This window comes from Bradyrhizobium sp. NAS80.1, from assembly GCF_001908205.1.
Classification (GTDB): Bacteria; Pseudomonadota; Alphaproteobacteria; order Rhizobiales; family Xanthobacteraceae; genus Bradyrhizobium.
In genome coordinates, this window is the sequence record NZ_LGHL01000120.1 from 25,472 (window position 1) to 37,574 (window position 12,103).

Sequence of the window (12,103 nt, forward strand, 5' to 3'; positions counted from 1 at the left end):
CAACGCAATCAGGGTGCGCGCAACCCGTCCGGCACCGTGGCCTGCCGCCGGACCATTAGCAGGGCGATCAAAACGGTGGGGATGAGGATCGCAAGGCCGAGCAGCGTCACCTGCATCTGCGACAGCGGCATGATGCCGCCGCCGGGCGTCGCGACGACGAAACCGCCGATCACCAGCAGTACGCGGATTGGCCATTCCAGCGCGCCGCTGCCGCGGAGGTCGCCGACGAAGGCCTGGTAGCCCTGGATGCCGCCGCAGATGAACAGCGTGCCGAACGCGGCGAGCGCCATCAGGCCGAGGCCGGCGAGATAGGGGCTCGGCCCCTGCAGCACCAGCGCCGGATTGAGCACGAAGAAGAACGGGATGAAATAGATGATGCTGCCCACCCACATCGATTCCCAACCGGTCTTCATCGCCGGCGAACCGGCGATGCCGGCGGCGGCGAAGGAGGCGATCGCGACCGGCGGCGTGATCGAGGACAGCATGCCCCAGTAGAAGATGAACATATGCACCGCCATCTTGTTGAGCCCGAGCTTCTCCAGCGCGGGCGCCACCAGGATGGCGAGGAAGATGTAACAGGCCGTCGTCGTCAGCCCGAGGCCAAGAATGAGGCTGGTGAGGGCGCACATGCCGAGCAGCAGGAACGGATTGTCGCCGGCAATGTGCAACAGATCGTTGGCGAGGCTCGACACCACGCCGGTCATCGAGAATGCCCCGATCAGGAGGCCGCAGCCGGCGAGAATGCCGACGAGCTCGACGAAGGTGCGTCCGTTGACCTCCAGGAATTTGCCGATCGTTGCCAGCGTCCAGCGCGTGTCCTTGGAGAAGAACTGGTTGAGAACCAGCAGCAGCGCAGTGGCGTAGAACGGCGCATGGCTCTCGCGCTTGAAGTACAGCAGCATCACGATGAGGAGCGCGATGACGAAGACGTAGTACCAGCCGTCCCTGAGCGTATCCACAATCCGCGGCAGCTCGGCGCGCGGGATGCCCTTCAGCCCGTGGCGCGCGGCATAGGAGTCGACCTGCATGAACAGGCCGATGTAGTAGAGCGCGGCCGGAATGATCGCGGCGACCGCGACGTCGGCGTAGCTGACATTGAGGAACTGCGCGATCACGAAGGCGGTCGCGCCCATGACGGGCGGCGCCAGCACCGCGCCGGTCGAGGCACAGGCCTCGATCGCACCGGCATAGGACGCGCGAAAGCCGCTCTTCTTCATCACCGGGATGGTCATGGTGCCGGCGGTGAGCACGTTGGAGATGATCGAGCCCGACATCATGCCGAGCAGGCCGCTGGCAAAGATGCAAACCTTCGCCGCGCCGCCGCGGAACGTACCGCACAGCGCGAAGGCGAGGTTGATGAAGAACTTGCCGGCCCCAGTCATCATCAGCGCGGTGCCGAACACGAGGAAGCCGATCACGGTGTCGGCAAATGCCTGAATGGGGATGCCGAGCAAGCTCTCGCCCGACAGGACGTGATAGGCGGTCGCCTGTTCCAGCGTCGACTGCGTGCCGCGGAACGGCCCGAGCCAGCCGGATTCCGCGAACAGCGGATAGACGGTGAAGGGGAAGACGCTCAGCAGCAGGCTCCATCCGCCGGTGCGGCGCAGCGCCTCCATCAGCATCGCCCACATCACGAGGCCCGCGGCGATCACGGTGTTCGGCGCGCCGCCGAATTCCCAGCCGGCCTCCGCCGCCTTGCGCACGTTCGACATCAAGAGCAGTGCGGCCACGAACGTCACGACGAAGAAGACGAGGTCGTACCAGGGAATGCGGTCGAGCGGCGCGCGCTCCGTGCCCGGGAAGATCAGGAAGGTGAAGGGCAGCATCAAGGCGATCAGGAGATAGAAATACTCTGTGTTGAGCTGGGTGTAGCCGATCAAGAACCGCAACGAGAATTGCTGGTTGATGCAGAGAAGGATCGTCGCCGCGGTCGCGGCCACCAGCGTCCAGCGCCAGCCGCCGCGCAAGCTGCGGACGCGCGTGACCTCGGCTTCCTGCATGTTGCCGGCGGCGCCGTGCGGGTCGTCGAACACGACCCGCTTGGCTTCGTCCTGCGGGCCGGTGGAAACTGAAGCAGACGACATGATCGACCCCGCGCTTGGGCTGCTAACCGCTGTGGACCAGAGCGTTTTCGAGCGAAGTGGATACCGGTTCGCGTAAAGAAAACGCGTCAAAACAAGAATCTAGAGCCCAGTTCCGATTCCATCGAACGGAAATGGCTCTAGTCCTCGAACCCGTTCGGCATGTCGGCCTTGGCGAGCGCGGCGGCGCGCACCTTCATCCAGCCGTCGACGAACGCCTTGTCATCCGACGGCGGATTGGACTTGCCGTAGTCGGCCCACGCCGCTGCGAGCACCTCCTGCCGCTTGAACAGCTTATTGTTGTGAGCGTCCTGCGCGTCGCTCCATTGCGCGGCCTCCTTGAGCGCCTTCACCGCACCAGGATGCACCGGCACGACCCAGTTCTTGGTCTGGCGGTCGGCGGCGAGGCCGCCGGCACCGGGCGCGGAGTCCTTGTAGGCGTCGTAGTTTGCGATCATCGCCTTGGTCATCGCATAGACCTGATCGGGTGCTTGCGAGGCGTAGGCGACGAAGATCGGGTAAGGGTAATTGCCAAGCTCGACCGGCTTGTCCCGCGAGATGCCGGCGCCGCAGGTCGCAAGCTGCGGGAAGAAGAACGAGCCGACCTTCTGCATCCGTGCCCAGCCTTCCTTGTCGTTCGCGGGCAGCGGCGGCCAGATCAGGCCGCGCGGCGAGGTCTCGGCCTCCTTGGCAGGACCGGTGATGGTGGTGCCGAAGGCGGCATCGGTGTCGTTGTTGATCAGGCCCTTCCACAGCGCGCCGTAGCTTGCGAACTCGACGACCTTGACGTCCTTCTGCGTCAGCCCCGCGAAGGCGAGCACCGCGAGCGAGTTCTGGTTGAGCGCGGGCGAGCCCACGACGAATCCGACTCGCTTGCCTCTGAGATCCTTCAGGTCCTTCACGCCTGCGTCGGCGGCCACGCCAAGCGAGCCGCAATTGCAGTCGACGCTCGAAAGCAGGATCTGGAGCGGCTGCGGGCCCCATTCCTTGCTGCCGAATTCGAACACGCCTTCCTGCGCGAAATAGACGCCCGATCCCATCGCCGACGAGGCCGCGCGCTTTGCGCGCAGCGGCGCGAGACGCGCAACGTCGTTGCCGGCCGGCAGCACGCGTACGTCGGTGCCGTATTTGTCCTTCATCATCTTGCCGACGCCGACGGCGATGTTGAAGCCGGCGGTGCCGGTGTCATAGGCAGTGAAGGTCAATGTCGCCGGCAGCTTGCTGTCATCGGCGAATGCGTAGCGTGTAGACGCAAAAGAAATGCCCGCAACCAAGGCAGGCGCGAGCATGATCAGCCCACGGAACATGTATCCCTCCCATCGTCCTCGCTTTTTGCCGCGAACAGTTTCGTGCTTGAGAGGATCATGTCATCGGTATTGAAAGGGTCAGGCTGACATATTGTCGCGGAGTGCGCCGACAATTCGCTTAACTTGCAACGATCGCGATGGCCTGTCCCTCGGCAACGACATCGTCGAGCTTGACCAGAAGCGATGTGATCGTGCCGCTCGCGGGCGAGGGCACAGGTATCTCCATCTTCATCGCCTCGACCACCACAACGTCATCGCAGTCAGCGACGGTTCCTCCAACTTGCACGGGAGTTGCGCAGATGCGCCCCGCGATCTCCGTGACGATCTTAATTTCTGGCATGCCATCGCCTTTTTGTTGTCGTTGCAAAATGCCTGAGGTAGCGTCGTCTGCAAGTGGAATTTAATTCCGCAGAGCGGAACAAACGGTAGGGAACATGGGACGACGATCGGAGCGGTTGAGTAGGCAAGGCGTGCTCGCTGGCGATGCCGGTGAGGGTGATGTCATCCAGGTGGTCTCGCGCGCGTTCGACGTGTTGCGATGCTTCGAAGGGCACGAGGCCCGGCTCGGCAATCTCGAGATTTCAAATCGCTGCGGCCTGCCACGCTCGACGGTGTCGCGACTCACGCACACGCTGACGCGCATGGGGCAGCTCGTTTATTTGCCGCGCGACCAGAAGTACCGTATCGGCCCGAGCGCTGTGGCGATGAGCGCTTCGATGATGAAGGGCGCGCAGCTGCGCAGCATGATCCGGCAGCGGCTCCAGGAAGTCGCCGAGCAGTTGCCGGGCACAGTCGGCTTCGTCGTTCCCGATCGCTTCCATCTCGTCTATCTCCAGTTTGCCCGCTCGGCGGCTGCGCTCGGCCTGCACGAGGGCACCGGCAGCCGCATCTCGATGGCATCGACCGCTGCGGGCGCGGCCTACACCGCGGCACTGGCGCCGGAGGTCGGCGATGCCTTCATTGCGGACATGGAACGGGAAGCCCCCGAGGCTGCCAAGATCCTGAGGCCCCGCATCGAGGCCAACCGGCAGTCGCTGCGCGAGCGCGGCTATGTCGTGGCCTGCGGTCTGTGGAGTCCGCACATCAACGGGCTCGCGGTGCCGATCTGGTCGCCGCAGTACCAGACCTTCGTGGTCGTCACGATCGGTCTTCTGTCCGCGATGTATGACGAGCAGCGTCTGCATGCCGAAGTCGCGCCGCTGATGGTCGCGCTCGGCCGCTCGGTCGGCAGCCTGCTCGAGGGCGCGGAGGGCGACGTCTTTAACAACCGTATCTCGCGCAGACCGGTCGCAATGGCCGTGCATAACAATAACAAGCCGATCAATTCGGAGGGAATGAATGAACTGGAAGCCGGAACTCGACGAGCTCGCCCGGCGCGAAGCCTTCGCGCGGGAGATGGGCGGCGTTGACAAGGTCAAGCGTCAGCATGACCAGGGCCGACTGACTGTTCGGGAACGTATCGACAAGCTGATCGACAGGGGCAGCTTTCACGAGATCGGTGCCGTCTCCGGCATCGGTGAATACGATCCGAAGGGCGAGCTGAAGAACGTTACGCCGGCGAACTGCGTGTTCGGCCGTGCGCGCGTCGACGGCCGCACCGTGGTCGTCGTCGGCGACGACTTCACCGTGCGCGGCGGCTCGGCCGATGCGTCGATCTCGGCAAAGCCATTGATGGCGGAGGAGATGGCGCATGATTTCCGTCTGCCCATCGTCCGCATCATCGAAGGCTCCGGCGGCGGCGGCTCGGTCAAGACCATCGAGACCAAGGGCGCGGCGAACCTGCCGGGTGGCATCGGCGGCACGCGCTCGTACCGCTTCACGATCGAGAATTTGTCGCGCGTCCCCGTGGTCGCGCTCGGCCTCGGCTCGGTTGCGGGTCTCGGCGCCGCGCGCCTTGCTGCCAGCCACTATTCCATCATGACGAAGTCCTCCGCGATGTTCGTCGCGGGGCCGCCGGTGGTGAAGGCTCTCGGACAGGACCTCACGAAGGAGGAGCTCGGCGGCGCTGATATCCAGACCCGCGCCGGTGCGATCGATCACGCTGTCGAGACCGAGGAGGAGGCGTTTGCCTGCGCGCGGCGGTTCCTGTCCTATCTGCCGTCGTCGGTCTATGAGCTGCCGCCGACCTTGCCCTGCACCGACAATCCGGAGCGCACCGAAGAGGCGCTGATGAATGCGGTGCCGCGCAAGCGCAAGCAAGTCTACAAGATGCGGCCCATCATCGACGCAGTTGTCGACAAGGGCTCGTTCTTCGAGGTCGCCAGCAATTTCGGCAAACCGATCATCGTGGGCCTTGCGCGGCTCGAGGGCAGGGCGGTGCTGCTGCTCGCCAGCGACAGCTACCACTACGGCGGCTCATGGACGGCGGATGCGTGCCAGAAGGTGGTGCGCTGGGTCGACTTCGCGGAAACCTTCCATCTGCCGATCGTCTATCTCATGGACTGCCCCGGCTTCATGATCGGCCTCGATGCCGAGAAGGCTGCAACCATCCGCCACGGCGTTCGCGCCATGGCCGCGGTGAACCAGACCACCGTGCCCTGGTGCACCGTGATCCTGCGCAACGCCTTTGGTGTTGCGGGCGTCGTGCATCAGCCCGCCGACCGCTTCTCGATCCGCTACGCCTGGCCGTCAGCCTATTGGGGCTCGCTGCCGCTCGAAGGCGGCATCGAAGCCGCCTACCGCGCCGACATCGACGCGGCCGAGGACAAGGCGGCGAAGCTGAGGGAGATCGAGGAGCGGCTCAACAAGCTGCGCTCGCCGTTCCGCTCGGCCGAAAAGTTCTGGGTCGAGGAGATCATCGATCCCAGGAAGACAAGGTCGCTGCTGTGCGAGTTCGCAAGGCTCGCGGAGCCGTTGCGAAAGCCGGGACCGCCTGAGAACATGACGATCAGGCCGTAGGTTGCGGTCATTGGGCGCACGCGAAGCGTGGCCCGATGACGGCTCCGCGAAACAATCGAGACTTTACCGCGGAGTCAGTCTCGATTGCTTCGTCGCTTCGTTCTACGTGGAGCGGCGCGGCGAAAGTCGCGGTTCATGGAACCATTTCCGGCGCTCCGCATTCAAGAGGCATGAGGAACCTGTATTTCGGCATCGGTGCTCTCGCCGGCGCGCTGGTTCTCTTTACGATTTGGCTGGGCCAGCACGAACGGGAGGCATCAATTGATCGCCTCGAGCGATGGGAGATTCCGCGCCCACCACCTGAGCGCTAGAAGGAGCCGGGCGCTCACTGACGACCCTATCGAAATACCCACAATCACAGTAGCTGTAAGCCGCCGCACAGGAACGGCCATGCCTTCCGCCCGATAGGCGTTTTGAACCTGCTGTGCATACCACTGCCGCCGGTCTTCGGCGGCAGTGACATGAGGATTGACGATTAGCGTTTGGGCAGCGACGCCATCACTTCGCCCGCGTCGCCGTCCTCCAGGCAGGGTGTGACACTCAACGGGAGCAGGTCGGACCACTGTGCGAGCCAGCGATACATCGCCTTTGGATCGCTCGATTCAGAGATCGCAAATCCCTGTCCGTTCATGCCATGCCAGCGGCCCAGCATTTTGACGCCTTCGGGTGGTGCTCCGCCGGTTTCCAGAAAACGGGCGACGGCTGCATTGAACGTGCCTTGAGGTACACTCCAGGTTGTAATGAATTTCATGCTATTCTCCCATAACGTGAATTATTGGATGAATGCCGCGGCTGTGCCGCCTGCGAACAATAGCGCCGGCGTGTCGAATAACAACGGCGAATGAAGCGGTGCGTAAGAGCGTTTTCGAGCGAAGTGGATACCGGTTCGCGTAAAGAAGACGCATCAAAACAAGAAGCTAGAGCCCCGTTCCGATTCCATCGGAACGGAAATGGCTCTGGTGATGTGGCCGCCGCAGCGGACTTGGTCGTGTGTCGCCGGCGCCAGAAGAACCGTGTTCTGCGACCGCGCCGACATTGACGCGGCCGAGGACAAGGTGGCGAAGCCGTCATCGCATCAGAGCCGCAGCACCTTGCCGGGATTCATGATGTTTTGCGGATCGAGCGCCCGTTTGATGGTTCGCATGATGTCGAGCTCGGTCTTCGATCGGTAGTGGCTGAGCTCGTCGAGCTTGTCCATGCCGATGCCGTGCTCCGCCGAGATCGAGCCGCCCATGGAGGTGATGAGATCGTTCACGGCGCGCGTGATGGCGGCCGTGTATTGGGTCAGCGTCTGCTGATCCATGCCGTTGGGCCCCATGAACGAAAAATGCAGATTGCCGTCGCCGATGTGTCCCAATGGATAGGGGCGGATGGTCGGGAGAATGTCGAGAACGGCCTTGGTCCCCTTGTCGATGAACTCCGGAATCCTGGAGATGGCTACCGACACGTCGTAGCTGATCCCCGGGCCCTCGGCGCGGGAGGCCTCGGCGACGGCTTCCCGGATGCGCCACATGTTGCGCGATTGATTTCCGGTGTGAGCGATCACCGCATCAAGTACGCGGCCGGCCTCGAGTTGATCGGCGAGGAACGGTGCCATCTTCTCGGACATGCCCGCCGTCCCGTCCTGGCGTGCCCGCGCGGACGACCATTCAAGCAGGAGGTACCATGGCGTGTCCGCCTTGAGCGGATCCTGGGTGCCGGGAATATGGCGGAGCACCATGTCGATGGCGGCACGGCTCATCAGCTCGCACGAGCCGACATTGTCCTCGGACGCAGCATGCGCATCGGACAGGATCTCCAGGGCCGCGCGTGGATCCCGGATCGCCAGCCACGATGTGCAGACGTCCTTGGGCGCCGGCCACAGCTTGAGGACCGCCTTCGTGATGATGCCCAGCGTACCTTCGGCGCCCATGAAGAGGTGCTTGAGGTCGTAGCCCGTGTTGTCCTTCTTGAGCGCACGCAATCCATCCCAGACGTCGCCGTTGGGCAACACGACCTCAAGCCCCAGGACGAGATTGCGGGCATTGCCGTAGCGGAGCACCTGCACGCCGCCGGCATTTGTCGACAAATTGCCACCGATCATGCATGAGCCCTGGGCGCCAAGGCTGAGGGGCAGAAACCTGTCGTGATTGGCCGCAGTCTCCTGAAGGGTCTGCAGAACGCAGCCGGCCTCGACCGTCATCACGTATCCAACGGCATCGACGTCCAGAACGCGGTTCATGCGGCCGAGCGACAACACTATGCCCGTATGCGCAGGCCAGGGCGTCGCCCCACCCATCAGACCGGTGTTTCCACCCTGCGGCACGATCGCGACACCGTGTTCATGGCAGAGCCTGACCACCTTGGAGACTTCCTCGGTGCTGGCGGGACGAACAACGGCGCCAGCACGCCCAACCAGCAATCCACGCCAATCAATCACGAACGGCTGCTTGTCGTGCTCGTCCTCGATAAGGCCCTTGTCGCCCACGATCGCGCGCAATGAATCGAGCATTTGGGCGGTCAACGGAACGGTCGGGATGGTGGGCTCGGACGACGGTACGGCAGCCGGCATTTGTTTCCCCCGGGCACATCTTGGTGTGTACTGAGCGTGTGGAGCGCTTCAGCCATTGTCCACGTTTGTGCCGTGGAGTCTAACGGCAATATCTGTCGAACCGGGAAGCCGGAGAAGAACTCGTCCGGCGAGGCTCATCACCGAGGGGGGCGCGCGAACGGCGCTGTCGTCACCGCTGCTGCAGCTGACCGTGGCCCGCTTCGTCGCTGGTTCGCGAAAGCGCGATGATCGCGGCCGCTGGAGTGCGCCATTCCCGGCAATCACTACAAGCATATCGCCCTGAGGGCGATGCCGCGGTGTTCGGGGCACCACCACGATCAGATACTGAGCCGGCTCGCGCCGGCCCAGTAGGGCGTCGGGTTACGCCATCGCTGCTTGCGGTTTCGGCTTCGGCTGCCGCGAGAGCGCGAGCACGATCAGCGAGGCGAACACGCAGAGCGCGCCGGCGATGAAGAACGCTGGCAGGTAACTCTGGTAGACTGTCCGCGACAAACCGGCGCCGAATGCGGCGGTGCCGGCGCCGAGCTGATGGCCGGCAAAGATCCAGCCGAACACCAGGTTGGCGCGCTCGGGTCCGAATTTTTGCGCGGTGAGCCGTACGGTGGGCGGCACCGTGGCGATCCAGTCGAGCCCATAGAACATCGCGAAAATCGACAGGCCGTAGAAGGAGAAGTCGCTGAAGGGGAGGAAGATCAGCGATAGCCCGCGCAGCCCGTAATACCAGAACAGCAGCCAGCGATTGTCGTAGCGGTCCGACAGCCAGCCCGACATGATGGTGCCGAAGAAATCAAAGATGCCCATGGCCGCGAGCAGGCTCGCGGCCTGCACCTGCGGGATGCCGAAATCGAGGCACATCGGGATCAGGTGCACCTGGACGAGGCCGTTGGTCGAGGCGCCGCAGACGAAGAAGGTCGCAAACAGGATCCAGAACGCGCGCGACTGCGAGGCGTCGCGCAGCGTGCCGAGCGCAACTGCCGTGATCGAACCGTGGCTCACGGGCGGCGCGGGCAGGGGCTCGGTGCCTTCATCGCCGAACGGGCGCAGGCCCACATCGCTCGGCCGGTCGCGCATGGCGAGGAGGACGGCCAGCGCGGAGACGCCGAGCATAATGCAGACGAAGCCGAGCGCGAGCCGCCAGCCGTAGCGGTCGGTGAGGCTCGCCAGCAGCGGCAGGAACACGAGCTGGCCGGTGGCGACGCTTGCGGTCAGGATGCCGACGACGAGGCCGCGCCGCGCGGCGAACCAGCGCGTGGCGATCGTTGCGCCCAGCACCAGCGCGGTCATGCCGGTGCCGATGCCGATGACCACGCCCCACAGCAGCACGAGCTGCCAGACCTCGGTCATGCCGAGCGAAGCCACCAGCGCCGAGACGACGATGAGCTGTGCTGCCAGCGTGACGTTGCGCAGGCCGTAGCGGTTGAGGAGGGCGGCAGCGAACGGCGCCATCAGCCCGAACAGGATGAAGCGGATCGACAGCGCGGACGAGATCTGCGCCGTGCTCCAGCCGAACTCCTTTTGCAGGGGAACGATGAACACGCCCGGCGCGCCGACCGTACCGGCGCTGATCAGCGCGGCGAGGAAGGTCACGCCGACCATCACCCAGCCGTAGTGGATATTGCGGCGGCTGAGAGTTGCCGCGAGCCAGTTCGAGATCATTGGGCCTCAATGTTGGTTAGCGGGCTTTGAGGGACCCGCGTCATCGTTGGAGTCTGGCACAGCGAAGGGAAGTCTGAAATGACAGACTTCCCTCAATTTAGGACATTGCGGCGATCAGCGCGCCAAGCGCTCCACGGCGATCGCCGTGGCTTCACCGCCGCCGATGCAGAGTGCCGCAACGCCGCGCTTGAGGTTTTGTGCCTCAAGTGCATGCAGCAGCGTCACGACCAGCCGCGCACCGGTGGCGCCGATGGGATGGCCGAGCGCGCAGGCGCCGCCGTTGATGTTCAGCTTCTCGCGGGGAATGCCGAGATCATGCTGCGCCGCCATCGCCACCACGGCGAAGGCTTCATTGATCTCGAACAGGTCGACGTCACCGGCACTCCAGCCGACCTTGTCGAGCAGCTTGCGGATTGCCGGGATCGGCGCGGTCGTGAACCATTGCGGTTCCTGGCTGTGGGTGGCGTGGCCCTTGATCTCTGCGATTGCCGGCAGGCCGTTGCGATCGGCGAGCGAGCGCTTCGTCAGCACGAGCGCGGCGGCGCCGTCGGCATTGGCGGAGGAGGCGGCCGGCGTGATGGTGCCGTTGGCGCGGAACGCCGGCTTCAGGCCGGGGATCTTGGCCGGATCGACCTTCAGCGGATGCTCGTCGTTGGCGATGATGCGCGGGCCGGCCTTCTCGGTGAGCGTGATCGGCGCGATCTCGGCCTTGAAGGCGCCGCCCTCGACCGCCTTGCGCGCGCGGCTCAAGGTCTCCATCGCGTAGGCGTCCTGGTCCTTGCGCGTGAACTGGTAGGCTTCGGCCGTGGCTTCGCCGAAATCGCCCATGGAGCGGCCGGTCTCGTAGGCGTCCTCCAGCCCGTCCATCATCATGTGGTCGATGATGCGGTCGTGACCGGCGCGATAGCCGCCGCGTGCCTTGGCCAGGAGATAGGGCGCGTTGCTCATGCTCTCCATGCCGCCGGAGACGACGATCTCGGCCGACCCGGCGCGGATGATGTCGTGCGCCAGCATGGTCGCCTTCATGCCGGAGCCGCAGACCTTGTTCACGGTGGTCGCGCCGGTGGCGTCGGGCAGTCCGGCTCCACGCGCGGCCTGCCGCGCCGGTGCCTGGCCCTGGCCGGCCGGCAGCACGCAGCCCATGAAGACCTCGTCGACCTTCTCAGGCGCGAGCTTGGCGCGCTCCAGCGCGGCGCCGATCACGTGGGATCCGAGCTTGTGCGCGGAGAGCGGAGACAGCTCGCCCATGAAGCGCCCGAGCGGGGTGCGGGCGGCGGAGACGATGACGACGGGATCTGCAGCTTCGGCCATAAAAAAACTCCCTGCGATGACGAGTGTGTAAGATTATGATCATCATATGATGCGGCGCAAAAAATGCAACCGCGCCCGGCATGAGAAATTGTCGTGGTTCGGATGAGATTTGCTCGTTCGATCGGAGGAGGGCGGCTACTGCAGGCCGTGACTGTGAGCGCGGTGACTCTTCCACCTGACGCTGTCATCGCCCGCGAAGTGTTTAGCCCGGAGACATCGCTGACACCTGTTCGGACACATCACTGACAGGTTGGCCATTGGTCAAGTCGATCGATGCGACCTGCCAGCTGGCGAAGAAG

General features: G+C 64.3%; 9 protein-coding genes. 2 read left to right on the top strand and 7 right to left on the bottom strand.

Annotated features, from left to right (window positions below):
* Positions 1 to 8: 8 nt before the first annotated feature.
* From AC629_RS25730 to AC629_RS25740, 3 genes are all read right to left on the bottom strand, one after another.
* Complete coding sequence (locus AC629_RS25730) at positions 9 to 2,084, bottom strand: TRAP transporter permease (RefSeq protein WP_084807725.1); 2,076 nt, start codon at positions 2,082 to 2,084, stop codon at positions 9 to 11.
* Positions 2,085 to 2,221: 137 nt separating this feature from the next.
* A complete protein-coding gene (locus tag AC629_RS25735; protein WP_084807726.1) occupies positions 2,222 to 3,388 on the bottom strand; it encodes a TAXI family TRAP transporter solute-binding subunit in 1,167 nt (388 codons plus the stop codon).
* Between the two features lie 118 nt (positions 3,389 to 3,506).
* Positions 3,507 to 3,728, bottom strand: a complete 222-nt coding sequence (locus AC629_RS25740; RefSeq protein WP_084807727.1) for an acyl-CoA carboxylase biotin carboxyl carrier protein subunit — start codon at positions 3,726 to 3,728, stop codon at positions 3,507 to 3,509.
* Between the two features lie 94 nt (positions 3,729 to 3,822).
* On the opposite strand from AC629_RS25740, the gene AC629_RS25745 reads away from it, so the two are divergent.
* On the top strand, positions 3,823 to 4,797 hold the full coding sequence (locus tag AC629_RS25745; protein ID WP_084807728.1) for an IclR family transcriptional regulator: 975 nt from the start codon (positions 3,823 to 3,825) through the stop codon (positions 4,795 to 4,797).
* A complete protein-coding gene (locus tag AC629_RS25750; protein ID WP_084807729.1) occupies positions 4,727 to 6,286 on the top strand; it encodes an acyl-CoA carboxylase subunit beta in 1,560 nt (519 codons plus the stop codon). The genes AC629_RS25745 and AC629_RS25750 overlap by 71 nt, the downstream gene beginning before the upstream one ends.
* A gap of 475 nt (positions 6,287 to 6,761) precedes the next feature.
* Here the strand turns inward: AC629_RS25750 and AC629_RS25755 are convergent, their stop codons facing one another.
* From AC629_RS25755 to AC629_RS25775, 4 genes are all read right to left on the bottom strand, one after another.
* A complete protein-coding gene (locus AC629_RS25755; RefSeq protein ID WP_084807730.1) occupies positions 6,762 to 7,037 on the bottom strand; it encodes a DUF3303 domain-containing protein in 276 nt (91 codons plus the stop codon).
* A gap of 324 nt (positions 7,038 to 7,361) precedes the next feature.
* Positions 7,362 to 8,837 carry an FAD-binding oxidoreductase gene (locus tag AC629_RS25765; RefSeq protein WP_084807732.1) on the bottom strand — a complete coding sequence of 492 codons (1,476 nt, stop codon included), beginning with the start codon at positions 8,835 to 8,837 and terminating at the stop codon, positions 7,362 to 7,364.
* Positions 8,838 to 9,197: 360 nt separating this feature from the next.
* Entirely contained in the window at positions 9,198 to 10,493 is a 1,296-nt protein-coding gene (locus AC629_RS25770; protein ID WP_084807733.1) for an MFS transporter, read from the bottom strand.
* Positions 10,494 to 10,607: 114 nt separating this feature from the next.
* Positions 10,608 to 11,804, bottom strand: a complete 1,197-nt coding sequence (locus tag AC629_RS25775; protein ID WP_084807734.1) for an acetyl-CoA C-acyltransferase — start codon at positions 11,802 to 11,804, stop codon at positions 10,608 to 10,610.
* Positions 11,805 to 12,103 lie beyond the last annotated feature (299 nt).

Bases quoted from the DNA above. Each gene is read 5' to 3' on its own strand.
- AC629_RS25755 (WP_084807730.1), bottom strand. From the start codon at position 7,037: ATGAAATTCATTACAACCTGGAGTGTACCTCAAGGCACGTTCAATGCA.
- AC629_RS25735 (WP_084807726.1), bottom strand. From the start codon at position 3,388: ATGTTCCGTGGGCTGATCATGCTCGCGCCTGCCTTGGTTGCGGGCATT.
- AC629_RS25770 (WP_084807733.1), bottom strand. From the start codon at position 10,493: ATGATCTCGAACTGGCTCGCGGCAACTCTCAGCCGCCGCAATATCCAC.
- AC629_RS25740 (WP_084807727.1), bottom strand. From the start codon at position 3,728: ATGCCAGAAATTAAGATCGTCACGGAGATCGCGGGGCGCATCTGCGCA.
- AC629_RS25750 (WP_084807729.1), top strand. From the start codon at position 4,727: ATGAACTGGAAGCCGGAACTCGACGAGCTCGCCCGGCGCGAAGCCTTC.
- AC629_RS25765 (WP_084807732.1), bottom strand. From the start codon at position 8,837: ATGCCGGCTGCCGTACCGTCGTCCGAGCCCACCATCCCGACCGTTCCG.
- AC629_RS25775 (WP_084807734.1), bottom strand. From the start codon at position 11,804: ATGGCCGAAGCTGCAGATCCCGTCGTCATCGTCTCCGCCGCCCGCACC.
- AC629_RS25745 (WP_084807728.1), top strand. From the start codon at position 3,823: ATGGGACGACGATCGGAGCGGTTGAGTAGGCAAGGCGTGCTCGCTGGC.
- AC629_RS25730 (WP_084807725.1), bottom strand. From the start codon at position 2,084: ATGTCGTCTGCTTCAGTTTCCACCGGCCCGCAGGACGAAGCCAAGCGG.